Raw genomic sequence first — 24,673 nt, 5'->3', positions numbered from 1 at the left:
GTCAGTCCTCCAGCGCAACGCGCGGCGACAGCAGCAGCGTGCGGATCGGTGCGGGAATGCCGAGCGTCGCGAGTTCGTCGCGGGCCACCCAGCGCAGGTCGTCATTGTCGCGCACGGCGCGGCGCGGGGCGAGGCCGGCCCAGTGCAGCGGATGCAGTTGCAGGCGGTAGTGGGTGAAACCGTGATGCACGGTCTGCAGTCTGTGCGGCGTGTCGCGGTCGCCGGCGTCGATCATGTGTGGCGCGTGTGCGTCCAGCCAGGCCAGCGCGGCGTCGGCATCCTCGCCCTGCGGCAGTGACCACAGCGCCGCCCACACGCCGGTCGCCGGCCGCCGGTGCAGCAGCACACGGCCATCGCGGTCCTCGAGCAGCAGCACGGTCGCCTCGCGCTCGGGCAGCGTCTTGGTCGGCTTGGGCGTGGGCAGTTCCTCGACCCGGCCTTGAGCGAACGCCACGCAGTCGTCGTTGACCGGGCACAGCAGGCAGGCGGGCGCATGACGCGTGCACAGCGTGGCGCCGAAGTCCATCTGCGCCTGGGTGTAGTCGGCCATCCGCGCCTCGGGCAGCAGCGTGTCGGCGATCGCCCACAGTGTCTTCTCGACCTTGGGCAGCCCCGGCCAGCCGGCGACGCCGTGGTGGCGCGCGAGCACGCGCTTGACGTTGCCGTCGAGGATCGCGAAGCGGTCGCCCCAAGCCTGCGACAGGATCGCCGCCGCGGTGCTGCGGCCGATGCCGGGCAGTGCGAGCAGCGCGTCGAAGTCGCGCGGCAGCTCGCCGCCGTGCCGTTCGACGCAGGCCTGCGCGGCGGCCTGCAGGTTGCGGGCGCGGGCGTAGTAGCCCAGGCCCGACCACAGCGCGAGCACATCGTCACGCGGGGCGGCGGCCAACGCGCGCACGTCAGGCAATGCGGCGACGAAGCGCTCGAAGTACGGCATCACCACCCGCACCTGGGTCTGCTGCAGCATGATCTCCGACAGCCACACCCGATACGGCGTGCGCGGATGCTGCCAGGGCAGGTCGTGGCGGCCGTGGACGTCGAACCAGGCCAGCAGGCGGGCGGCGTAGGACGCGCTCATGGCGGGGTGCCGTCGTCGACGTCGATCTCGAGGCCCTCGAGCGTCGCGCCGGGCACCTCGAGGCGATCGATCCGCAACTGTCCGCGCAGCGGCGGCACCGGCGAGCCACTGTCGAGGGCATCGAGCCAGCGCAGCACCTCGGGCACGCGCGCACTGCCGTCGAACCGTGCGCCGCCGTGGGCGACGTGCAGCGACAGCGGGGCGCCCAGCGTCGCGGGCCCGCGATAGCGGATCGCGAACGGCAGCGGCCCCTCTGTCTGTGACAGCGGCGCCGGCAACGCGGGCCAGCCCGCAGGCCAATGCGCGATGCGTCCGTCGAGTGCGAGCTCCAGCACGTCGTCGTAGGCGACGCGGCCACCGGCGGAGAAGGTCGGAACGACGTCATCGGCGCGGGTCGCCAGCCCGATCGGTGCCAACACCAGGCGTCCGTCGGCAAAGGCCAGCCGGCCCTGCAGGCCGAACGCGAACGGCAGGTCGGTGCCTTCGGCGCGCCAGCGGGCATCCATCGCCACGCGCAGCGGTGCCAGGGTCAGCCCGGGGGCGTCGGCGTCGACACGGGTCGCCTCGAGCGCGAGCCGGGTGTCGAGCCGGCCCTCGCCGCTGTCGGCCGACAGCGTGCCGCGCGCCTCGATCCGGGAAAATGCAAGCGGGCGGTCGGCCTGCAGCCGCAGGCGGAACGGGATGCGCAGCGCATCGACGATCGCGGTGCCTGCGACCTGGCCGGTGACCGCGCGCTCGGCGTGCAGTGTGGGCAGATCGAGTGTCAGCCCCTCGATGCGCCAGTCCTCGGCGTCGAGCCTGCCGTCGCGCACATGCAGGCCGTCGGTGAACGGGGGCAGGGCGCCGTCGCCCGGCGGCCGGGTGTCGAGCCAGTGCAGCAGCACCGGCAGTTGCAGCTGCGGGCCGTCGAGTTCGATGCGCGCGATCTCGAGGTCGGCGCCGCGACTGCGGATGGTCTTCCACGGCAGCGCCAGCAGCACGCGCCGGGCCTGCAGCATCGGGGCTTGCGTACCCGGCACGCGTACGGTCACGTCGTGGACCACCAGTTGCGGGGTGCCGCGCAGGCGGTAGTCGACCGTGCCGTCGAACTGGATCGACAGACCGAGGGCGGGCTCCAGGCGCGCGAGCGCCAGACGCAATGCACGCTCGGGCGGCAGCAGCAGCCAGATCGCGGCGATGCCGGCCGCGAGCAGGGCCGCGATGCCCACCAGCCATTTCAGCCCGCGCCGGTGACGGCGCGGCGGCACCGGCGCGGCCGGCGCCTGCCCCGAGGCGCTCACGTCCCCAGCGTCTCCGGCAGCATCGCGTCGACGAAGGCCTGGGCATCGAACACGCGCAGATCCTCGGGGCGCTCGCCGATGCCGGCGAAGCGGATCGGGATGCCGAACTCGCGTGCCAGTGCGAACAGCACGCCGCCCTTGGCGGTGCCGTCGAGCTTGGTCACGACCAGGCCGGTGACCTGGACCGCGGCGTTGAACTGCCGCAACTGCGAGAGCGCGTTCTGGCCGGTGGTGCCATCGATGACCATCAGCACCTCATGCGGCGCGGTCGCATCGATCTTGCCGAGCACGCGGCGGATCTTGCCCAGTTCGCCCATCAGGCCCTGCTGGGTATGCAGGCGGCCGGCGGTGTCGGCGATGAGCACGTCGATGCCGCGCGACTTGGCCGCCTGCAGCGCGTCGAATGCGACGGCGGCCGGGTCGGCGTCCTGGCCCTGGGCGACCACGGCCACGCTGTTGCGCTCGCCCCAGGCCTTGAGCTGGGCGACCGCGGCGGCGCGGAAGGTGTCGCCGGCGGCCAGCATCAGGCCGTGGCCCTCGTCCTTGAAGCGCTTGGCGAGCTTGCCGATCGTCGTGGTCTTGCCGACGCCGTTGACGCCGACGGTGAGGATCACGAACGGCTTGGCGGCCGGGTCGATCGTCAACGGCCGGGCGACCGGGGTCAGCATCGCGACCAGGTCGGCGCGCAGCGCCTGCAGCAGCGCATTGGCGTCGACGAACGCGCGCGCCTTCATGCGCTTGCGCAAGGATTCGACCAGCTCGGTGCTCGCCGCCACGCCGACATCGGCGGTCAGCAGCGCGGTCTCGATCTCGTCGAGCAGGTCGTCGTCGAGCTTGGGGTTGCGCGAGAACAGGCCGCCGAAGCTGCGGGCGAAGGTGCTGCCGCTCAGCCGCTCGCGCCAACCCGATTTGCCGGCCGCGGCGGCGGGCTTGGTCGCGAACACGACTTCGGCCATCGCGGCGGCCGGGTCATAGATCGCAGGACGCGGCGGCGGTGGCGGGACAGCGGGCGCGGGTGTCGGCGCGAGCGCATCGGCAGCGACCGGCGCGCTCGGCGCCACGGCCGGGGTCGCGGTGGCAGCGACCGACGCGTCGAATGCAGGCGTGGGCGCGACAGGCGTGGGCGGCGTGATCAGGGCGGGCGTCGACGGGGCAGCAGGCGGTGCGACGGGTGTTGTCGCTGGCGCGACATCCGTGGACGGCACCGGCGCGTCGACAGGCGGCGAGGCGGTCGGCGCACCGAACGCGGCGGCGATTTCCTCGTCGGTGAGGCGGCGCCGGCCGCCCTCGGATTGGGGTTTGTCGCGCTTGAACCAGCTGACCATGCGGCCGTCGGAGCCTGGATGGGGGAGAATGGCGCGCATGGTATCACCCGCATTTTCCACGCCCCGTGTAGCGGGGCGCCGATGAAACCGTCTTCCGGCAGGGTCCGCATCGTCGGCGGCCGCTGGCGTGGCACACGGCTGGACGTGCCCGATGCACCGGGCCTGCGCCCGACCGGCGACCGCGTGCGCGAGACCCTGTTCAACTGGCTGCAGCCGGCATTGCCGGGGGCGCGCGTGATCGATGCGTTCGCCGGTACCGGTGCGCTCGGGCTGGAGGCGGTCTCGCGCGGGGCGCGCTCGGCGCTGCTGATCGAGCGCGACCCGGCGCTGGCCGCCGCGCTGTCGGCGGTCGCTGCCCGGCTGCCCGGCGGGGAGGTGGTCGAGGTCCGCCGCGGCGATGCGCTGCCGCTGCTCGCGGCGCTGCCGGCGGCCGCATTCGACATCGCCTTCGTCGACCCGCCGTTCGCCGCCGAGCTGTGGACGCCGGCGCTGGTCGCACTCGATGTCGCGCTCGCGCCGCAGGCCTGGTTGTACGTCGAGTCGCCGGCGGCGCGGCCGGCGCAGGCGCCCGCCGGCTGGCGCCAACACCGCGAACTGGTGACCCGCGAGGCGCACTGCGCGCTCTGGCGCCGCGACGGCTGAACCGCGTCCGGCGCTGCTACACTTTGCGCCCGCGCCACGTCGCACCCCTGCCTCCCGACAGCGAACGTCAGCCATGAGTGCGAGTCGCAAACGCATTGCGGTGTATCCGGGCACCTTCGACCCGATCACCAACGGCCATGTCGACCTGGTCGACCGGGCGGCGCCGCTGTTCGAACGCCTGATTGTGGGCGTGGCCGAAAGCCCGGCCAAGCGCCCGGCGATGTCGCTCGACGAGCGCGTGTCGCTGGCACGCGAGGCGCTGGCCCATCACGACAACATCGAGGTCATCGGCTTCGACTCGCTGCTCGCGCATTTCGTCGCCAAGGTCGAGGCCGGCGTGCTGCTGCGCGGTCTGCGCGCGGTGTCGGACTTCGAGTACGAGTTCCAGCTGGCGAGCATGAACCGACATCTGATCCCCGAGGTCGAGACGCTGTTCCTCACGCCGGCCGAGCAGTACGGCTTCATCTCCTCCACGCTGGTGCGCGAGATCTCGCGCCTCGGCGGCGACGTGTCGGGGTTCGTACCCGCCGCGGTCGATCGCGCACTGCGCAACCACTCGCAACGCTGACGTTGCCCATCCAAACGCAAGAGAAACAAGAGGGAATGCCATGAAGTCCATCACCCGCGCGCTGCTGATCGCCTGCCTGGTCCTGCCAGTCATCGCCTGTGGCAAGAAGGAAGACACCCAGCAGGCGCAGGCCGCGCCGGTCGCGGCCCCGACCACCGAGGACAAGGCGGCGTGGAACGCCTACCTCAACGAGGTCGCCAGCCGCCACATGGAAGGCATCAACAACTCGCCGTACGTCTACCTGGTACCGCCGCCGCCGGCCAACATGACCGAGGCGCCGCCGGCCGACGCCCAGGCCCCGGCCGATGGCGAAGCCTCGGACCTGTCCACCCCGGTCGACGGCAACTACGAGCGCCTGCTCGACAAGGCCAAGCTGGACGTGGCGCGCGGCATCGTGCGCGGCAACCTGCTGATCTACGCCGGGCTGAACTCGGCGCGCACCGCCGACCTGACGGTCGCCTCGTTCGAGGAAGTCGAGCCGGGCACGATGAAGGGCGTGCGCGTGCTGTTCATCGGCGAGGAAGCCGACAACGCCCGCGTCAAGGCGGCCGTCGAGCCGGCTGGCGTGGAGTACGTGTTCGTCGACACCGCCAAGTAAGCCCCGGGTCGCCGGCCTGGCCGGCGGTTCCGATGCACACGACGCCGTCGTTGCCCGTCCGGGCACGGCGGCGTCGCTGTTTCCGAGTCCGGGAGCGCGCCCCACCCGCTGGGCGACGCGGTTCCAGCGATGGAACGCCGCGCGGCGCCGCACTCACTACAATGTGCCGATGTCCCTGAAGATCAATGCGCTCTGCGTCAACTGCGACGTCTGCGAGCCGGCGTGCCCGAACCAGGCGATTTCGCAGGGCGAAGAGATCTACGTGATCGACCCGGCGCGCTGCACCGAGTGCGTCGGTCACTTCGACGAACCGCAGTGCGTGGTCGTATGCCCGGTGGAGTGCATCGACCCCGATCCCGACCTTCCCGAAACCCAGGCGGAGTTGCTGGCCAAGCTCGCGCGCCTGCAGCAGGAGTCGTCATGAGCCGTTCCCGTGTCCACGCCGCCGGCCTGCCGGCGCTGCTGCTCTCATTGTTGCTGTTGGCGGTCGCGCCGTCGTGCGCGCGCGATGTCCGTCCATCGACTGCGCCGGTCGCGGCGCAGTCGCAAGCCGCGCCGCCCGGCAATGCGGTCGCCTCGGCGCATGCGTTGGCCACCGAGGCCGGCCTGCAGGTGATGCGCGAAGGCGGCAACGCGTTCGACGCGGCGATCGCGACCTCGGCCGTGCTGTCGGTCGTCGAGCCCATCTCATCGGGCCTGGGCGGCGGCGGGTTCTTCCTGTTGCACGATGCGGCGTCGGGCCGCGATGTGTTCATCGACGCGCGCGAGACCGCGCCCGCCAACGCCTATGCCGATCGCTATCGCACGGCCGACGGTCAGTTCGACCGCGATCGGGCCGAGAACGGCCCGTGGTCGGCCGGCATCCCCGGCCTGCCGGCCGCGTTCGTGCACATCGCCGAGCGCTATGGCCGGCTGCCGCTGGCGCAATCGCTGGCCCCGGCGATCCGCATTGCCGAGGGCGGCTTTCCGGTCTACGCCCGGTTCGCGCGCGGCTACCAGTCGCGGCGCGAGGTCATGGAGCGGTACCCGGGCACGCGCGCGGTGTTCCTGGCCGGCGGCCGTGCGCCGCAGGAGGGCGACCTGTTCCGCCAGCCGGAACTGGCGCGGACGCTGCGGTTGCTTGCCGAGCGCGGCTTCGACGGCTTCTACCGCGGGGAGACCGGCGAGAAGCTGGTCGCCGGGGTCAACGCCGAGGGCGGGCGATGGACCGCCGAGGATCTGGCCGGGTACCGCGTCGTCGAGCGGGCGCCGATCCGTTTCCGTTACCACGACTGGACGGTGACGACCGCGCCGCCGCCGTCGTCGGGCGGCATCGCGATGGCGCAGATGCTGCAGATCCTCGAGCCCTATGACCTGCCGGCGCTCGACGATGCCGCGCGCACGCACCTGGTCGTCGAGTCGATGCGCCGTGCGTTCCGCGACCGCACGTTCTATCTGGGCGATCCGGATTTCGTGAAGATTCCCGAGCGCACGCTGCTCAGCCGCGACTACGCCGCTGGCCTGCGCGCGACGATCAATCCGGCCAAGGCCACCCCCAGCGACCTGCTGTCGGGCGATCCCACGCCGCTGGAGGACGAGGAGACCACGCACTTCTCGATCATCGATGCCACCGGCAACCGTGCCGCGGTCACCCAGACGGTGAACCTGCTGTTCGGCAGCGGCCTGGTGGCGCCGGGGACCGGCGTGCTGCTCAACAACGAGATGGACGATTTCGCATTGCAGCCCGGCGTCCCCAACGCGTTCGGGGTCATGGGCTTCGACGCCAATGCGCCGCGGCCCGGCAAGCGCCCGTTGAGCTCGATGACGCCGACCTTCCTTGAATCGCCCGACCGCGTCGCGGTGCTGGGCACGCCCGGCGGCAGCCGGATCATCACGATGGTGCTGCTGGGCGTGCTCGGCTACGACGCCGGACTCGACGCCCAGGCCGTCGCGGCGCTGCCGCGCTATCACCACCAGTGGATGCCCGATGCGATCTCGGCCGAGTCGAACGCGTTTTCCGCCGACACCGTCGCGCGGCTGCGCGCGCTGGGCCACACCGTCGACCTGCCGGGCGATCGCGCCGCTGGTGGCCGCGGTTCCAGCCATGTCTGGGGTAACCTGCAGACCGTGCTGTGGAACCGCGCCGACGGCACCTTGACTGGCGGCAGCGACCCGCGTAATCCGGTGGGCGCGGCGAAGGTCGAGCCGGCCTTAGGCGACGGTACCGCGCGTCCCTGACGCACACACCCCCGGGAATGGACACCATGGAGCCCGCACGATGACCCCACGCATTTCGCTGTTGATCGCATCGCTGCATGTCGTGCTGTACGTGGTGCTGTCGCTGCGGGTGGCGTTGCACCGCGCCAATGCCAAGGTGGGCATCGGCACCGGCGGCGATCCGGTGCTGGCGCGCAAGGTCCGCGTGCAGGCCAATTTCGGTGAGTACGTGCCGCTGGCGCTGTTGATGCTGGCGCTGCTCGAACTGGCCGCGTTCGATCCCCGGCTGCTGTGGACGCTCGGCCTGGCGCTGCTGCTGGCACGCGTGCTGCATGCCGTCGGGCTCGGCGGCTCGGCCGGCTATTCGGTCGGCCGTTTCGGCGGCGCGATGCTGACCTTCGCGCTGTTGCTGGTGATGGCCGGGCTCGGCATCTGGCGCTTCGTTGCCGTGGCGACGCTGACCTAGCGAATGCCGCGCGCCGCGGGCGTTGTCGACGCCCTACGCCGGCCTGTCTCAGCGTGCCGCCTCGTCGCGCCGCGCATGGACGACCAGGCGCAGGTGACGTTCTTCATCGATCGTCAGCATCGTGTGCTCGAAGGCCACCGGCACACCGTCCACGCACAGCCGACGCTCGCCGCTGCAGGGCGCGCCGGCATCGTGGTGCGCCCACCAGGCCGCGAACTCCGGCGACGCCCGGCGCAGGGAGTCGACCAACGCCTGCGCGTCGGCGTCCTGCGCGCCACGGGCATGATCGCGGCGATAGCTCGAGAGCATGGCGCGCGCCTGGGCGTCCCAGTCGACGAGGCGCGTGCGCATGCCCTCGTCGGTGAACAGCAGCCAGAGCAGGTTGCGGCGTTCGGGCGGGTGCGCGCCGAAGCCGAACAGCGCATCGGCCGGCGCATTGAACGCCAGCACGTCCCAGCGCAGATTGAGCACGTGCGCCGCATGCGGGGCGAGGTCGTCCATCAAGCGCCGGACCAGCGGCGGGACCTGACAGAACGTGCGTCCGGGCTCGGCCGGCGGGCGCGCGTGCGCGAGCAGATAGAGGTGACGCCGCTCGGCGGCATCGAGCCGCAGCACCCGCGCCAGATTGTCCAGGAACGTGGACGAGACGCCGATGTCGCGGCCTTGTTCCAGCCACGTGTACCAGCTCAGACCGACCCCGGCGAGCGCCGCGACCTCTTCGCGGCGCAGGCCCGGCGTGCGCCGGCGGCCGCCGTTCTGCAGGCCGACATCGGCCGGCGACAGGCGCGCGCGGCAGGTCCGCAGGAAGCTCGACAGTTCGGGGCGGGCGCGTTGCAGGCGGCTCATCGGTCGGGCACCGGTTGCTTGTAGTAACAGCATGAATGGACAAATTGTAACCGGATAGATGCGGCGCCAGACTCCGGCTCCCCTCGTTCGGACTCCCCGTCATGCCCGATTGCCGCGCCCCTGCGTCCTCGTCTGTTGCGACCGCTGCCGATGTGGCCGTGGCAGCGCCGGCCCGTCCCCCCTGGCTCGGCCTGGCCGTGCTGCTGCTCGCCGGCTTCGTCACGATCTTCGATCTGTTCGTGGTCAATGTCGCGATCCCGTCGATGCAGGCCACGCTCGAGGCTAGCCTGTCGCAGGTGGGGCTGGTGGTCGCCGGTTACGAACTGGCCTTCGGCGTGCTGCTGATCGCGGGCGGGCGCCTCGGCGACCGCCATGGCCGTCGCCGCCTGTTCGTAGTCGGCATGGCGGGATTCGCGCTGGCCTCGGCGTTGTGCGGACTGGCGCCCGATGCCGGCGCGCTGATCGCCGCGCGGGTGCTGCAGGGGCTGGCGGCGGCGTTGCTGTTCCCGCAGGTCTACGCCTCGATCCGGGTGCATTTCGAGGGGGCGGCCGCCCGCCGCGCGTTCGGCCTGCTCGGCATGACGCTGGGCCTGGCCGCGATCGCCGGTCAGGTACTGGGTGGGTGGCTGGTGCATGCCGACATCGGCGGCCTGGGCTGGCGCACGATCTTCCTGATCAACGTCCCGATCGGCGTGCTCGCGATCGCGATGGCGCGCCTGGTGCCCGAATCGCGCGCGCCCGAGCGCCCGACGCTCGACTGGGGCGGCGTCGCTCTGGTCAGTGCCGGGCTGGGACTGTGGCTGGTGCCCTTGCTGGAAGGGCCCGCCCACGGCTGGCCGGCCTGGATGCTCGTCGCGCTGGTGGCCGGTACCGGGCTGCTGGCCATGTTCGCGCGGCACCAGATCCGGCGCCGGCTGTGCGGCGAAGACCCGTTGGTCGACATGCGCCTGCTGTGTGATCGGCAGTTCGCCATCGGCGGCCTGCTGGTGCTGCTGGTCTACTCGACCTCGAGTTCGTTCTTCCTGTGCTTTGCCTTGCTGGTGCAGTCGGGCCTTGGCCTCGACCCGATGACCGCCGGCTTGCTGTTCGCACCGTGCAGCGTCGGCTTCGTGCTGGCCTCGCTGTCGGCGCCGCGGCTGGTGGCCCGCTTCGGTCCGGTCGCGCTCGCGGTCGCTGCGGTGGTCTACGCGGCCTCGTTGGCCTGGCTCGTCGGCCAGGTGCACAGCGCGGGCGGGGCGCTGTCGCCTGCGCACCTGGTGCCGACGCTGGTCGTCGTCGGCGCCGCGCAGGGCTTGATCATGACGCCGCTGCTGAACCTCGTGCTCGGCACGGTCGATGCGGCGCGCGCCGGCATGGCCTCGGGCGTGATCTCGACGCTGCAGCAGGTCGGCGCGGCGTTCGGTGTGGCGATCGTCGGCATGGTGTTCGGCGCCGCCTTGTCCGGCGCTGTTGGCGATGACCTGCGTGCACGCTACGCCGATGCCTTCGTCGCCGGCATGGCCTGCAACGTCGTGGCGGCATTCGTCGCGGCGCTGCTGCTGCGGCGCTTGGCGCGCAGCAGCGGGCAGGGCAGGGAGACCGAGCCACCAGCGTCTTGATGAGCACTGGCTCGGCGCAGCCGTCGGGACTGTGGGGCGCGCGGCAGGCCGGGCGTGGATGGCGGCCGTGTGTTCGGCGCCGAGCCGCGACCGGGCCATTCGCTCGATGTTGACGCATGGCGTTCTAGCCTCTCGTCGACGAGTGCAGGCGAGACCGACATGTTCAATGTGATTCGCGTGGCGCCGGATCGGATCGACGTCGAGATCGACGGTCGGTTCGATCGGGAGACGATGGCGGCGCTGATCGATGCGTTCGTCGAGGCGGCGGACGGCATCGAAGGTGGCGCGATGCTCTATCGCGTACGCGATGTCGACCTGCCGTCGTTCGGTGCAGTCGCAGTCGAGTTCTCGCGGCTGCCGGCACTGCTGCGTGCAGTGCGGCGTTTCGACCGGATCGCAGTGATCGCCGAATCGCTGTGGATCCGCCGCCTCTCGGAACTGGAAGGGTTGCTGTTGCCGGGCGTCGAGGTCCGCGGCTTCACGCCCGAATGCGCCGGTGACGGCCAGGCGTGGTTGCGCGAGCGATAAGGGCGCCACGCGTTCGGCTCGGTGATGGCGCACCGCAGCAAGCATGTTCGGCGACAAGTGGCTACAGTGCCTGCACCGCCGATTGACGCCGAGCGCGCCCATGCCGCTGCCTGCTCCAAGCCGTGCTGTTTTTTTTAGCTCCGATAATGGTAGCGCTAACTTTTTCGTGTCAGGGGTGTGCGCATGAGCCTCGTCGCCGGCCTCGATCTCGGCACGCAGAGCATCAAGCTCGTGGTCTACGACCCGGCAGCGCGGCAGGTGCTGGCGACCCAGGGCCGGGCGTTGGATCTGATCGCCGGCGATGACGGCAGCCGCGAGCAGCATCCCGCCGACTGGCTCGACGCGATCCGCGCCTGCTTTTCCGCAGTCGACCCGGCGATCCGCGCGCGTATCGCCGCACTCGGCGTCTCGGGCCAGCAGCATGGCTTCGTGCCGCTCGATGCAGAGGGGCAGGTGCTGGCGCCGGCCAAGCTGTGGTGCGACACCAGCACCAGCGCGCAATGCGCGCCGATCATGGAGGCCGTCGGCGGCGTGGCGGCCTGCATCGCGCAGGCCGGCAACCCGATCCTGGCGGGCTACACTGCGTCCAAGTTGCCGTGGACGAAGGCCCATCGGCCGGAGGTCTACGCAAAGCTGGCGGCGATCGCGCTGCCGCACGACTACGTCAATCTCTGGCTGACCGGCGCGCGCTGGATGGAGCACGGCGATGCGTCGGGCACCGGCTGGCTCGACGTCCGCACGCGGACTTGGTCACCAGCGCTGCTGCAGGCAACCGATCCCGAGCGCGACCTGTCGGCCTGCCTGCCCCCGCTGGTCGAGGCCGATGCGCTGTTTCCGATCCGGCCCGAGATCGCGGCCGAACTGGGCCTGTCGCCACAGATGCGCGTATCGGCCGGCGGCGGCGACAACATGATGGCGGCGATCGGCACCGGCTGCGTGGCGCCCGGTCGATTGGCGATGAGCCTGGGCACCTCGGGCACCTTGTTCGCCTACAGCGACACGCCGGTGGTCTCGGACTCCGGTGCGTGGGCCGCGTTCTGCGACTCGACCGGCGGCTGGCTGCCGCTGATCTGCACGATGAACTGCACGGTGGCGACCGAACAGGTCGCACGGATGTTCGGCTTTGCGACCCGCGAAGGCGATGCGCATATCGACGCGACGGCGCCGGGCGCTGGCGGGCTGACCTTGCTGCCGTTCCTCAACGGCGAGCGCACGCCCGACCTGCCGCTGGGGCGCGGCGTACTGACGGGCCTGACCGCGCACAACATGGACCCCGCGCATCTGTACCGCGCGGCGATGGAAGGCGCGACCTACAGCCTGAAGTACGGCTTCGATGCGTTCGTGTCGGCCGGCATGGCGTTCGATCGCATCGTGCTGACCGGCGGCGGTGCCAACAGCGCGGCCTGGCGGCAACTGGTCGCCGACGTGTTCGCGCTGCCGGTGGACGTGCCGGTGCAGGGCGAGGGCGCGGCGTTCGGTGCGGCGCTGCAGGCGCTGTGGGCGCTCGGTCGTGCACAGGGCGATGCGACATCGATGGCTGCGCTCGCGGCCGCGCATGTCGCGACCGATCCTGCGCGCGCCTGCACGCCCGAGCCGAGCCGCGCCCCGGCCTACCGCGCCGCCTACCGGCGCTTCACCGACCACCTCGACGCGGTACGGCCGCTGTACGCCGCGCCGCCGGCCGCGTAGGCGCGCGCCGCCTGCCGATCCGTCCACTCCACTTCAATACGGGACTGCATATGACCACGACCCCCTTCATCGGCAGCCGGGAATACTTCCCCGGCATCGGCCAGATCCCCTTCGAGGGCAAGACCTCCGACAACCCGCTGGCCTTCAAGGTCTATGACGCCGGCAAGAAGATCGGTGGCAAGACGATGGCCGAGCACCTGCGCTTTGCGGTGTGCTACTGGCATACGTTCTGCAACGCCGGCGCCGATCCCTTCGGTCCGGGCACGCGGCGCTTCCCGTGGGACGGCGGTGCGCCGCTGGCGGCGGCCGAGGCCAAGCTCGATGCGGCGTTCGAGTTCTTCACCAAGCTCGGCGTGCCGTACTGGTGCTTCCACGACGTCGACCTGGCGCCCGACGCCGACGACATCGGCCAGTACGAGAAGAATCTCAAGCACATGGTCGCGCTGGCCAAGGAACGCCAGGCCGCGACCGGCATGCAGCTGCTGTGGGGCACGGCGAACCTGTTCTCGCATCCGCGCTACATGAACGGTGCGTCGACCAACCCCGACTTCGCGGTGGTCGCGCGCGCCGCGGTGCAGGTCAAGGCGGCGCTGGAGGCGACCGTGGAACTGGGCGGCGAGCACTACGTGTTCTGGGGCGGCCGCGAAGGCTACGCCAGCCTGCACAACACCGACATGCAGCGCGAGCTGGCGCACTTCGCGCGGTTCCTGACGATGGCGCGCGACTACGGCCGCAGCATCGGGCTCAAGGGCAATTTCCTGATCGAGCCCAAGCCGATGGAGCCGATGAAGCACCAGTACGACTTCGACAGCGCGACCTGCGCGGGCTTTCTCAAAGCGCACGGTCTGGACAAGGATTTCAAGCTCAACATAGAAGCCAACCACGCCACGCTGTCCGGGCACACCTTCGAGCACGACCTGCAGGTCGCGTCCGACCACGGCCTGCTCGGCAGCATCGACGCGAACCGCGGCAATGCGCAGAACGGCTGGGACACCGACCAGTTCCCCACCGACCTGTACGACACCGTCGGCGCGATGCTGGTGGTGCTGCGCCAGGGCGGCCTCGAGGGCGGCCTGAACTTCGACGCCAAGCCGCGCCGCGAATCGACGGACATGGACGACCTGTTCATCGCGCACATCGGCGGCATGGATGCGTTCGCGCGCGGGCTGGAAGTCGCGCATGCGCTGCTGCACGAGTCCACGTGGGAACAATGGCGCCGCGACCGCTACGCGAGCTTCGACGGCGGCGACGGGCAGGCATTCGAGCAGGGCCGGCTGTCGCTGACCGACCTGCATGCGATCGCGGCCAAGGCCGGCGAGCCGCAGCAGCGCAGTGGCCGCCAGGAGGCCTACGAAAACCTGTTCAACCAGTACCTGCTGCGCTGAGCCCGATGCGTCGTCGCTCCGCCATTGCGAGCGTCCTGGCCGGCGCGCCCACCGGGCGCGCCGCGCGCGGGCGGGGCGCGTTACTTCTTCTTCGGCGGGGCGGCGACCGAGTCGCGTGCGACCAGCCGATGCGGTACGACGCGGTCAGTGAGCACGCGGGTGCTGGCGTCGTTGCGGCGGATCCCGCGCAACAGCACGTCGATCGCAGCATCGGCCATCGAGGCGATCGGCTGGTGGATGGTCGTCAGCTCGGGCCACACCGTGGTCGCGGCCGAGGTGTCGTCGAACCCGACGACCGACAGGTCGCGCGGCACGTCCAGCCCGCGGCGATGCGCGACCGAGATCGCCGCGGCGGCCATGTCGTCGTTGCTGGCGAAGATCGCGCTCGGCGGCTTGCGATGGCCGAGCAGCTTTTCGGCCGCCTTCAGTCCCGAGCGGTAGGTGTAGTCGCCCTGTTGCACCAGCGCCGGATCGAAGGCAATGCCGGCTTCTTCGAGCGCGGCCTGGAAGCCCTGGAAGCGGCGGGTGCTTGCGCTGAGGTCGGCACGGCCCTTGATGAAGCCGATCCGGGTGTGGCCGCGTTCGATCATGTGCTCGGCCAGTTCCTTGCCCGCGCGGAAGTCGTCGATGCGCACGCAGGAGATGTCGTCGCTGAAGCGGCCCGAGGCGATCGCGACGACCGGGATGCCGGCGCGCACGAACTCGGTCACCGCTGCGCGCGATTCGCACAGCGGCGGCGGCAGGATCACCGCATCGACGCGCTTGCCCAAGGCGCGCGCGGCCTTGCGCTCGGCCTCGGCGTCGAGCTCGTCCCAGTAATCGACCACCAACTGGATCGGCGTGCGCGAGGCGACGCGCAGCAGCCCGACCAGCAGTTCGCGCAGGTAGGCGCCGCTGGGATTGGTGTAGATCAGCGCGATGCGCGTGTGCTGCGCGGCGGCGAGCGAGCTGGCCGCCAGATTGGGGGTGTAGTTGAGTTCGCGCACTGCGCGCATGACCCGCTCGCGGGTGGTGTCGCGCACCTTGCCCTGGCCGTTGATGACCCGCGAGATCGTCATCGGCGACACGCCGGCCAGTGCGGCGACTTCATCGATGGTGACGCCGCGGGTCTTGCGGCGGACCGATTTCTTCGGCTTGTCCAAAAGCGTTCCTTCGGCCGGACGGCGGTGTGCAGGCCCCGTCCGCAAGGCTAAGGGAACTGGAGTGAAGCCGTCCAAGGGGAGATGATGGGAATGTCGGGGATGTTACCGCTAACTATCCGGTTTCGCGACTGGATCCGGCTGGTGGGGCCGGCCGTCGTGCTGGCGCTGGCCACGTTCGTCGGTCTGGCGCCGGCGCAGGCCGAGGACGGGTATGCCCTGTGGCTGCGCTACGCCCAGGCGGGGGCCGAGCGCGGGCCCGACGCGCCGCGGGTCTCGCAACTGGCGATCGCCGAGGCGACGCCGACCCAGCGCGCAACGCGCGACGAACTGCTGCGCGGCTTGCAGGGGCTGCAGGGGCAGGCGCCGCACGTGGCCGGCCACATCGACCGCGCAGGCGCCTTGCTGGTCGGCACGCCGCAGTCGCTGCCGGCGATCGCGCGGCTGGCGCTGGACCTGGGCGACCTCGGCCAGGCGGGCTACTTGATCCGTTCGATGTCCGTGGACGGGCATCCAGCGACAGTGGTCGCGGCCAATACCGACGTTGGCGCCCTCTACGGCGCGTTCGCGTTCCTGCGCCTGATGCAGACCGATCAGCCGATCGCCGACCTCGACCTGCGTCAGGCGCCGCGGATCGAGCGCCGAGTGCTCAACCACTGGGACGACCTCGACCGCCACGTCGAGCGCGGCTACGCCGGCCAGTCGATCTGGGACTGGCACCGGCTGCCGGGTTGGCGCGACCCGCGCTATACCGACTACGCCCGCGCCAACGCCTCGATCGGCATCAACGGCACCGTGCTCAACAACGTCAACGCCAGCGCCGACGTGCTGACGCCGATGTACCTGGAGAAGGTCGCCGCGCTGGCGGACATCTTCCGGCCGTGGGGCATTCGCGTGTACCTGTCCGCGCGCTTCAGCGCCCCGATCGAGATCGGCGGGCTTGAGACGGCCGACCCGCTGGACCCGGCAGTGCAGCACTGGTGGCGGGCCAAGGCCGACGAGATCTACGCGGCGATCCCGGACTTCGGCGGCTTCCTGGTCAAGGCCAACTCCGAGGGCCAGCCCGGCCCGCAGGACTACGGCCGCTCGCATGCCGACGGCGCCAACCTGCTGGCCGATGCGCTGGCGCCGCACGGCGGCATCGTGATGTGGCGGGCATTCGTCTATTCCCACGACGAACCCGACGACCGCCACAAGCAGGCCTACACCGAGTTCGTGCCGCACGATGGCGCGTTCCGCGACAACGTGATCGTGCAGGTCAAGAACGGCGCGATCGATTTCCAGCCGCGCGAGCCGTTCCATCCGCTGTTCGGCGCGATGCCGAAGACGCCGTTGATGATGGAGTTCCAGATCACTAAGGAGTACCTCGGTTTCTCCACGCATCTGGCGTATCTCGGGCCGCTGTACGAGGAGGTGCTACGCGCCGATACACAGGTCCAGGGCGCGGGCTCGACGGTCGCGCGTGTGATCGACGGCACGCTGTACCGCGACGTGCCCGGCAGAAGCGCGCTGACCGGCATCGCTGGCGTGGCCAACATCGGCAGCGATCGCAACTGGAGCGGCTCGCATTTCGATCAGGCCAACTGGTACGCCTTCGGGCGCTTGGCATGGGACCCGATGCAGGCCTCGCGCGAGATCGCCGAGGAATGGACCCGCATGACGTTCGGTAACGACGCGGGCGTGGTCGAACCGATCGTCGGCATGATGATGGGCTCGCGCGAGGCGGTGGTCGATTACACCGGTGCGCTCGGGCTGCACCATCTGATGGGCCGCGGCCACCATTACGGCCCCAGCCCCTGGGTTGAGGGCGGCCCGCGTGCGGACTGGACCTCGGTCTACTACCACCGCGCCACGCGTAAGGGCATCGGCTTCGACCGCAGCCGCAGCGGCAGCGATGCGGTCTCGCAATATGCGTCGCCGGTGGCGGATGTGTTCGACGATCCCGAGCGCGTGCCCGAAACGCTGCTGCTGTGGTTCCACCATCTGCCCTGGGATCGTCCGATGGCATCGGGACGCCCGTTGTGGGACGAGTTGGTACAGCGCTACGACCGCGGCGTCGCCACGGTGCGCGCCATGCGCAGCACCTGGGATGGACTCGCGGGCCGTGTCGATGCCGAACGGCATGCGCAGGTCGCTGCGTTTCTCGCGATCCAGGAACAGGAGGCGCAATGGTGGCGCGACGCCAGCATTGCGTACTTCCAATCGATCTCCGGTCGCCCGCTTCCCGCAGGCACCGCAGCGCCGGCGCATCCGCTGGCGTACTACCAGTCGCTTGAATTTCCGCACGCACCGGGAGATACCCGATGAACGGCCGCCCCCACCCAACCCTCCCCCGCAAGCAGGGGACGGCAATCGAGCACTCTGCACAGGGCAGGGTGCACACAACCGAGCACCCCGCACAGATCTGGAAGCGGGCAATCGAGCACTCCGCGGACCTGATGCGGGCAATCGAGCATTTCGCACAGAGCCGGATGCGGGCAGTCGAGCATTTCGCGCAGGGCCGGATGCGGGCGATCAAACGCCCCGTCCAAGAACAGGGGCAAGCAAGCGGGCACTTCGCCCACGATTGGCGAAGGGCAATCGAGCACCCTGCGCAGGACAGCGGGCGCGCAATCGAGCATCCCACTGGCCCGTCGACGCCGTACTTCGCGCACCTCCCCCGCGTGCGGGGGAGGTCGGCGCCGCAGGCGCCGGGTGGGGGCGGGGGCCTTGCACGCATTGCGTGCCTGCTTGTCCTGCTCGCCCTCGCACCGCTCGTCCACGCCGACACGCGCGAGGCGGCGTTGCTGCATCCGTTGATCCAGGACCACGCCGTCCTCCAGCGCGATCGTCCCGTGCGCCTGCAGGGCGAGGCGCCGGCCGGCAGCGTGGTCCATCTCACGCTTGCCGACCGCCGTGCGCAGGCGCGCGCCGATGCCGACGGCCATTGGCTAGCCGAACTGCCGGCGTTGCCGGCCGGCGGTCCGCACACCTTGACCGTCCGGGCAGGCGAGACCACCCGGACCGTCCGCGACCTGCTGGTCGGCGATGTCTGGCTGTGCGCGGGTCAATCGAATATGGAGTTGCAGGTCTGGCGCTCGCTCGATGCGCGCGCCGAGATCGCCGGCGCCGATGCGCCCGACATCCGCTTGCTGACCGTGCCGCAAGTGAGCAGCCCGGTCCCGCTGGCGCGCTTCACCGAGCCGGTGACCTGGCAGCCGGTCACGCCGGAGAGCGTGCGCGACTTTTCGGCCGCCTGCTATTACTTCGCCCGCGAACTGCGCAAGACCGTGGACGTGCCGATGGGGTTGATCGAGGCCGCGTGGGGCGGTTCGCGCGTCCAGGCCTGGACCAGCGGCGACGCGCTGCGCGCGGGCGGCCACCCCGACGAAGACCTCGACGTGCTCGCGCTCTACCACACCGACCCGATGCAGGCGGCCGCGCGCTGGGGCGAGCGCTGGGCCGCCTGGTGGTCGCAGGCGCCGGGTGTGCCGGCCGACGACCGCCCTTGGACCGACACCGTGTCCGGCGACTGGCGTGCGGCGCCGCGCGATCTCGGCGCGTGGGAGCGCTGGGGCGTGCCTGAGCTCGCGACGTTCGACGGCATGGTCTGGTACCGGACCTCGGTGCGCCTGACCGCCGCGCAGGCGGCGCAGGACGCGACACTGCTGCTCGGCCCCGCCGACGAGATGGATCTGACCTGGGTCAACGGCACCGCGGTGGGCAGCAGCTACGGCGCCGGCACCCCGCGCGCGTACCCGCTGCCGCCTGGCCTGCTGCGCGCGGGCGACAACACCATCGTGGTCAATGTGCTCGACACCTACCGCGAGGGCGGGCTGGCGGGACCTGAGTCCGCGCATCGGCTGCAACTGGCCGACGGCGCGATCGTGCCGCTCGACGCCGGCTGGCGCTACCGCATCGTGCCGCCGCAGACCGGCGCGCCGCCGCGTGCGCCATGGCAATCCGCGGCCGGTCTGTCGACGCTGTACAACGGGATGATCGCGCCACTGGGCACCGCTGGGTTGCGCGGTGTGGTCTGGTACCAGGGCGAAGCCAACACAGGCGAGGCTGGCGCCTACGCGGATCAACTGCGCGGCCTGCGCGACGATTGGCGCACGCGCTTCGGTGACCCGCAGCTGCCTTGGCTGGTGGTGCAGTTGCCCAACTACGGCGCGCCGACGCAGGCGCCCGGCGAGAGCGACTGGGCGACGCTGCGCGAGGCGCAACGCCGGGTCGCCGGCGAGCCGCACGCAGCGCTCGGGGTGACCATCGACCTGGGTGAGGCCGACGATATCCATCCGGCCAACAAGCAGGAGATCGGCCGCCGGCTCGCGCGCGCGGCACGCCACGCCGTCTATGGCGATGCGCTGGCGCCGAGCGGCCCGGTGCCGCGCAGCGCGCGGCGCGAGGCCGACACCGTCGTGGTGACGTTCGACGCCGTCGACGGCGGCCTGGTCGCCTACGGCGCGCCGGGACCGGTCGGCTTCGAACTGTGCGGCGCGGATGCCGGCAGTTGTCGTTGGGCGCAGGCCGTCCTCGATGGCGACCGCGTGCGTCTGCAGGCGCCTGACGTCGTCGTGCCGGTGCGCGTGCGCTACGCCTGGGCCGACAACCCGCTGGTCAACCTGTTCGACCGCGCCGGCCAGCCGCCGGGGCCGTTCGAGATCGAGATCCGTTGACCCACAACCTCCTCCGCTTGCGGGGGAAGGTGCCGAAGGCGGATGGGGGGGGCCGTCGCAGGCGCGGGAGACGCCTCATCCGCCCCGCCGGGGCACCTTCTCTCGTCCGCGGCAGAACGACACAACCCCAGACACATTCACCATCGTATCCAGAGTCGCCCACATGTCCGTCCACACCGAACCCAACCGTCACAGCAGCCGCCACGATCGCGAGATCGTCGAGGCGCGCGTCATTGTCACCTGTCCCGGCCGCAACTTCGTCACGCTCAAGATCGTCACCCGCTCGGGCATCTATGGCCTGGGCGATGCCACGCTCAACGGCCGCGAACTCGCAGTCGCGGCGTATCTGCAGGACCACGTGGTGCCGAACCTGATCGGTCGCGATGCCGGCCGCATCGAGGACCTGTGGCAGTTCCTGTACCGCGGCGCGTATTGGCGGCGCGGGCCGGTCACGATGACCGCGATTGCCGCGGTCGACGTCGCGCTGTGGGACATCCTGGGCAAGATGGCCGGCATGCCGCTGTACCAGCTGCTTGGTGGCCGCTCGCGCGAGGGTGCGCTGGTCTACGCGCACGCCAACGGTCGCGACATCGCCGAGGCCAGCGACGAAGTGGGCATGTATCTCGAACGCGGTTTCCTCGCCGTGCGCGCCCAGTGCGGCGTGCCGGGCGTCAAGAAGGCCTACGGCATCTCGACCCCCGGCAAGCCCTACGAGCCGGCCGAAAGCGAACTGCCCGCCGAGACCGTCTGGAACACGCCGCGCTACCTGGAGACGGCGCCGAGGCTGTTCGAGCAGTTGCGCGCCGACCACGGCAACGCCGTCGAGCTGCTGCATGACGTGCATCACCGGCTCACGCCGATCGAGGCCGCGCGCCTGGCCCGCGATCTCGAGCCCTACCGGCTGTTCTGGCTCGAGGACGCGACCCCGGCCGAGCACCAGGCGGCGTTCGAACTGATCCGCCAGCACTCGGTCACCCCGCTGGCGGTGGGCGAGGTGTTCAACTCGATCTGGGACTGCAAGCACCTGATCGAGCGGCAACTGATCGATTACATCCGTACCACCATCGTCCACGGCGGCGGCATCACCCACATCCGCCGGCTCGCCGATTTCGCCGGCCTGCACCAGGTGCGCACCGGCTTCCACGGCGCGACCGATCTGTCGCCGGTCACGATGGGCGCGGCGCTGCATTTCGATACCTGGGTGCCGAACTTCGGCATCCAGGAATACATGTTCCACGGCGAGGAGATCCTGGCAGTGTTCCCACACGATTACGCATTCCGTGCCGGCCGGCTGCACGTCGGCGACACGCCCGGGCACGGCGTCGACATCGACGAGGCACTGGCCGCGAAGTACCCCTACACGCCCAAGCAACTGCCGGTCGCGCGCCTGGAAGACGGCGGGATGTGGGACTGGTAATGGGCGCGCCAGCAACGGGACCATCCCCGCACGTCTCCTTGCACGGTTGGCTGCGCGCGCTTGCGACTGGCCTTCTGGTCGCCGCCGTCGCATCGCCCGTCATCGCCGAGGACCGGCCCGATCCCGAGCCCGTGCGCTTCGACTGGTTCGAGTACACCGGCAGCGACCGCGCGTTCGAGGCGCCACTGCCGGCCGGACACTTCCGCAACCCGATCCTCGCAGGTTTCCATTCCGACCCGAGCATCGTCGCGGCCAAGGGGAAGTTCTACCTGGTCGCCTCGACGTTCACCTATTTCCCGGGCATTCCGATCTTCGAAAGCGAGGACCTGGTGCACTGGACCCAGATCGGCAACGCGATCCATCGCCCCGACCAGCTCGACTTCGATGGCCTGGGCCTGTCGCGCGGCGTGTTCGCGCCGACGATCGAGTATCACGATGGCACCTTCTACGTGGTCAACACCGCGGTCGATGCCGGTGGCAACTTCATCGTCACCGCCAGCGATCCGGCAGGGCCGTGGTCGGACCCGGTCTGGCTGCCCGGCATCGGCGGCATCGACCCGTCGCTGTTCTTCGACGACGACGGCCGCGCCTACCTCCTCAACAACGACGCGCCGGATGGGCCGGTGCGATACGACGGCCATCGCGCCATCTGGCTGCAGGCGATCGACATCGCGACACTGACGCCGTTCGGGCCGCGCAAGGTGTTGATCGACGGCGGTGTCAAACCCGAAGACAACCCGATCTGGATCGAAGGCCCGCACCTGTACAAGGTCGACGGCTGGTACTACCTCAACAATGCCGAAGGCGGCACCGGCCCACAGCATTCGCAGGTGATCCTGCGCAGCCGCGACGTCTGGGGGCCGTACACGCCGTACGCCGGCAATCCGATCCTGACCCAGCGCGACCTGCCGCCCGAGCGGGCATTGCCGGTGACCAATGCCGGTCACGCCGATCTTGTCCAGGGCCCGGACGGCAGCTGGTGGGCGGTGTTCCTGGCCAGCCGCAACTACGACGTGCGCCACTACAACACCGGACGCGAGACCTTCCTGCTGCCGGTGACCTGGACCGACGGCTGGCCAACGATCCTGCCGCCGGACACGCCGATTCCCTATGTGCTGCCCGCGCCGTCGTGGATGTCGCGCGAGGCTGACCAGACGCCGATGAGCGGCAACTTCACCTGGCGCGATGCGTTCGATGGCCCCGCGCTCGATCCGGCATGGATGTTCGTGCGCGTGCCCAAGCGCGAGTGGGCCGATCTCGCTTCCCATCCGGGGACGCTGTCGATCCACCCCGGGCGCGAGGGCCTCGACACGCTGGGTAACCCCTCGTTCCTCGCGCGCCGACAACAGCATCTCGCCTTCGAGGCCAGTACCGCACTGACGATGCCGGACCCGGGCATCGTGGGTGGGCTCGCCGCCTTCCAGAGCGGCAATCACTGGTACTTGCTCGGCGTACGGCGCGATGCCGGCGATGGCGCGGTCGTGTTCGTCGAACGGGCGAGCGGTGTCTGTCAGCCGGCGCAAATCGTCGCGCAGCAAACGATCGACACGACGGCGGAGCTGCGGCTGAAAGTGGCGGGCGATGCGGGCCGTATCGCGTTCGCATGGGCTGCCGACGACGGCGACTGGCACTGGCTGCTGCGCGATGCGGATGCGACCTTGCTGAGCACCGACCATGCCGGCGGTTTCGTCGGCGTGACGCTGGGCCCGTACGCGCGCGACGAGCGATGAGCCAGGGCCGCCTGTCCGAGGCCACGCTCACCACGCTGCCGTCCGCGATCGCGCGCCCGGCCTTCGATCGCGCCGCGACCCGGATCGGGATCGTGCATCTGGGCGCGGGCGCCTTCCATCGCGCGCACCAGGCGGTGTACTTCGACGATGCGCTCGCGCTCGATCCCGACTGGGCCGTGTGTGCGGTGTCGTTGCGCAGCCCGGATGTGCGCGACGCGCTGCGCCCGCAGGACGGTCTGTACACGCTTGCGATCCTGGGGCAGACGCCGCAGTTGCGCGTCATCGGCGCGCTGCGCGAAGTGCTGTGCGCGCGCGACGAGGCTGCTGCCGTGCTCGCGCGTCTCGCCGATCCGGCCGTCCGCCTGGTCACGCTGACCGTGACCGAGAAGGGTTACTGCCTGGCCGGCGACGGCCTCGACCTCAGTCATCCCGATATCGTCCACGACCTCGCGACGCCCGACGCGCCGGTCAGTGCGATCGGCCATGTCGTTGCCGGCCTGGCGCGACGTCGCGCCGCCGGCCTGGCACCGTACACCGTGCTCAGTTGCGACAACCTCGCCGACAACGGCGTGCGCCTGCGCCGCGCCGTGCTCGCGTTCGCCGAGCGCATCGACCCGGCGCTTGCCGCATGGATCGACGCCGAGGTCGCGTTTCCGCGCTCGATGGTCGACAGCATCACACCCGCTACCGACGACGCGCTGCGCACCCGCGTGGCCGATGCGCTCGGCCTGGACGATGCCTGGCCCGTCCAGCGCGAGCCCTACACGCAATGGGTCGTGGAGGATTGTTTCTGCAATGGGCGCCCGCCGCTGGACCAGGTCGGCGTGATCCTCAGCGACGACATCGCCGGTTTCGACCGCGCCAAGCTGCGCCTGCTCAACGGCCCACACAGCGCGCTCGCGTACCTCGGGCTGTTGCGGGGCATCGAGACCGTCGCCGATGCGATGCGCCATCCCGGTTTGGCCGCCTTCGTCGCAAGGCTGATGCGCGAAGACATCGCGCCGACGCTGAGCGTGCCGGCCGCACTGGATCTGGACGCCTATATCGACGCGATCCTGGCGCGCTTCCGCAATCCGGCCATTGCCCATCGCCTGGCCCAGGTCGCCTGGGACGGCAGCCAGAAACTGCCCGTGCGCCTGCTCGGCACGCTCCGCGATGCGCAGGCCGCCGGCCGATCCATCGACCGCCTGTGCCTGCCGATCGCAGCGTGGATGCACTTCGTGCGGCGGCAGGCCCAGGCCGGTGTCGCGCTGGTCGACCCAATGGCCGACACCCTGGCGAAGATCGGTCAAGAGGCAACCGGCGACGCGCAGGGCGACGTGGCGCGGTTCCTCGCGCTGCGGGAGGTGTTCGCAGATGTGGCAGAGGCGCCGACCATCGTCGATGCGATCGAACGGGGCTATGCGGCGCTCTATCAGCGAGCCGAGACGGCAATCGAAAGCGAGGCCGCACGCTGACGAGTCTGATGGTGAGTGGATGTTGGAGAGTGCAGAGTGGTCAGTCCGCGTGGGGTGGCGTCTTTTGCCCGGAACG

At 70.5% G+C, this 24,673-nt stretch carries 20 protein-coding genes; 15 read left to right on the top strand and 5 right to left on the bottom strand.

The window, feature by feature from the left end:
* Window position 1: 1 nt before the first annotated feature.
* Genes mutY through ftsY form a run of 3 tightly spaced genes read right to left on the bottom strand, consistent with a single transcriptional unit; the run spans window position 2 to window position 3,680 of the window.
* Window positions 2-1,075, bottom strand: coding sequence for an A/G-specific adenine glycosylase (gene mutY, locus FHW73_RS06715; protein WP_183425922.1), 1,074 nt, complete (start codon window positions 1,073-1,075; stop codon window positions 2-4).
* A complete protein-coding gene (locus FHW73_RS06710; RefSeq protein ID WP_183425921.1) occupies window positions 1,072-2,355 on the bottom strand; it encodes a hypothetical protein in 1,284 nt (427 codons plus the stop codon). The genes mutY and FHW73_RS06710 overlap by 4 nt, the downstream gene beginning before the upstream one ends.
* Window positions 2,352-3,680: a signal recognition particle-docking protein FtsY gene (gene ftsY / locus FHW73_RS06705; RefSeq protein WP_183425920.1), complete on the bottom strand. Its 1,329-nt coding sequence runs from the start codon at window positions 3,678-3,680 to the stop codon at window positions 2,352-2,354. The genes FHW73_RS06710 and ftsY overlap by 4 nt, the downstream gene beginning before the upstream one ends.
* Window positions 3,681-3,761: 81 nt before the next feature.
* On the opposite strand from ftsY, the gene rsmD reads away from it, so the two are divergent.
* The 6 genes from rsmD (at window position 3,762) to FHW73_RS06675 (ending at window position 8,150) form a co-directional block, all read left to right on the top strand.
* On the top strand, window positions 3,762-4,322 hold the full coding sequence (gene rsmD, locus FHW73_RS06700; RefSeq protein ID WP_255492744.1) for a 16S rRNA (guanine(966)-N(2))-methyltransferase RsmD: 561 nt from the start codon (window positions 3,762-3,764) through the stop codon (window positions 4,320-4,322).
* A 73-nt stretch (window positions 4,323-4,395) separates the two neighbouring features.
* Complete coding sequence (gene coaD, locus FHW73_RS06695) at window positions 4,396-4,890, top strand: pantetheine-phosphate adenylyltransferase (protein WP_183425918.1); 495 nt, start codon at window positions 4,396-4,398, stop codon at window positions 4,888-4,890.
* A gap of 40 nt (window positions 4,891-4,930) precedes the next feature.
* Window positions 4,931-5,488 carry a hypothetical protein gene (locus FHW73_RS06690; RefSeq protein WP_183425917.1) on the top strand — a complete coding sequence of 186 codons (558 nt, stop codon included), beginning with the start codon at window positions 4,931-4,933 and terminating at the stop codon, window positions 5,486-5,488.
* A gap of 169 nt (window positions 5,489-5,657) precedes the next feature.
* The gene (locus FHW73_RS06685) at window positions 5,658-5,912 is read left to right on the top strand and encodes a YfhL family 4Fe-4S dicluster ferredoxin (protein WP_183425916.1); all 255 of its coding nucleotides are present in this window, start codon (window positions 5,658-5,660) and stop codon (window positions 5,910-5,912) included.
* Complete coding sequence (gene ggt, locus FHW73_RS06680) at window positions 5,909-7,705, top strand: gamma-glutamyltransferase (protein WP_183425915.1); 1,797 nt, start codon at window positions 5,909-5,911, stop codon at window positions 7,703-7,705. Before FHW73_RS06685 ends, ggt begins: the two co-directional genes overlap by 4 nt.
* A 40-nt stretch (window positions 7,706-7,745) precedes the next feature.
* Window positions 7,746-8,150 carry an MAPEG family protein gene (locus tag FHW73_RS06675; protein ID WP_183425914.1) on the top strand — a complete coding sequence of 135 codons (405 nt, stop codon included), beginning with the start codon at window positions 7,746-7,748 and terminating at the stop codon, window positions 8,148-8,150.
* Window positions 8,151-8,198: 48 nt separating this feature from the next.
* On the opposite strand, the gene FHW73_RS06670 is transcribed toward FHW73_RS06675, so the two are convergent.
* On the bottom strand, window positions 8,199-8,996 hold the full coding sequence (locus tag FHW73_RS06670; RefSeq protein ID WP_183425913.1) for a helix-turn-helix transcriptional regulator: 798 nt from the start codon (window positions 8,994-8,996) through the stop codon (window positions 8,199-8,201).
* Between the two features lie 101 nt (window positions 8,997-9,097).
* Here FHW73_RS06670 and FHW73_RS06665 point away from each other — a divergent pair, with 101 nt between their 5' ends.
* From FHW73_RS06665 to xylA, 4 genes are all read left to right on the top strand, one after another.
* A complete protein-coding gene (locus tag FHW73_RS06665; protein WP_183425912.1) occupies window positions 9,098-10,594 on the top strand; it encodes an MFS transporter in 1,497 nt (498 codons plus the stop codon).
* Window positions 10,595-10,753: 159 nt separating this feature from the next.
* Window positions 10,754-11,122 carry an STAS/SEC14 domain-containing protein gene (locus FHW73_RS06660; RefSeq protein ID WP_183425911.1) on the top strand — a complete coding sequence of 123 codons (369 nt, stop codon included), beginning with the start codon at window positions 10,754-10,756 and terminating at the stop codon, window positions 11,120-11,122.
* 183 nt (window positions 11,123-11,305) lie between these two features.
* Window positions 11,306-12,811: a xylulokinase gene (xylB, locus tag FHW73_RS06655; protein WP_183425910.1), complete on the top strand. Its 1,506-nt coding sequence runs from the start codon at window positions 11,306-11,308 to the stop codon at window positions 12,809-12,811.
* A 50-nt stretch (window positions 12,812-12,861) separates the two neighbouring features.
* Window positions 12,862-14,196: a xylose isomerase gene (gene xylA / locus FHW73_RS06650; protein WP_183425909.1), complete on the top strand. Its 1,335-nt coding sequence runs from the start codon at window positions 12,862-12,864 to the stop codon at window positions 14,194-14,196.
* 80 nt (window positions 14,197-14,276) lie between these two features.
* On the opposite strand, the gene FHW73_RS06645 is transcribed toward xylA, so the two are convergent.
* Window positions 14,277-15,338 carry a LacI family DNA-binding transcriptional regulator gene (locus FHW73_RS06645; protein WP_183425908.1) on the bottom strand — a complete coding sequence of 354 codons (1,062 nt, stop codon included), beginning with the start codon at window positions 15,336-15,338 and terminating at the stop codon, window positions 14,277-14,279.
* Between the two features lie 90 nt (window positions 15,339-15,428).
* Here FHW73_RS06645 and FHW73_RS06640 point away from each other — a divergent pair, with 90 nt between their 5' ends.
* The 5 genes from FHW73_RS06640 (at window position 15,429) to FHW73_RS06620 (ending at window position 24,597) form a co-directional block, all read left to right on the top strand.
* Entirely contained in the window at window positions 15,429-17,642 is a 2,214-nt protein-coding gene (locus FHW73_RS06640) for an alpha-glucuronidase family glycosyl hydrolase (protein ID WP_183425907.1), read from the top strand.
* A 419-nt stretch (window positions 17,643-18,061) separates the two neighbouring features.
* Complete coding sequence (locus tag FHW73_RS06635) at window positions 18,062-19,993, top strand: sialate O-acetylesterase (protein ID WP_255492780.1); 1,932 nt, start codon at window positions 18,062-18,064, stop codon at window positions 19,991-19,993.
* 163 nt (window positions 19,994-20,156) lie between these two features.
* Entirely contained in the window at window positions 20,157-21,410 is a 1,254-nt protein-coding gene (gene manD / locus FHW73_RS06630; RefSeq protein WP_183425906.1) for a D-mannonate dehydratase ManD, read from the top strand.
* A 101-nt stretch (window positions 21,411-21,511) separates the two neighbouring features.
* Window positions 21,512-23,140, top strand: a complete 1,629-nt coding sequence (locus FHW73_RS06625; protein ID WP_345776157.1) for a glycoside hydrolase family 43 protein — start codon at window positions 21,512-21,514, stop codon at window positions 23,138-23,140.
* Window positions 23,137-24,597, top strand: a complete 1,461-nt coding sequence (locus tag FHW73_RS06620; RefSeq protein WP_183425904.1) for a mannitol dehydrogenase family protein — start codon at window positions 23,137-23,139, stop codon at window positions 24,595-24,597. Before FHW73_RS06625 ends, FHW73_RS06620 begins: the two co-directional genes overlap by 4 nt.
* Window positions 24,598-24,673: the final 76 nt, after the last annotated feature.

This window comes from Luteimonas sp. RC10, assembly GCF_014192745.1.
In the GTDB taxonomy this organism is placed as follows: domain Bacteria; phylum Pseudomonadota; class Gammaproteobacteria; order Xanthomonadales; family Xanthomonadaceae; genus Luteimonas.
The sequence above is the reverse complement of the archived record's forward strand: the minus strand, read 5'-3'. Positions and strand labels throughout refer to the sequence as shown.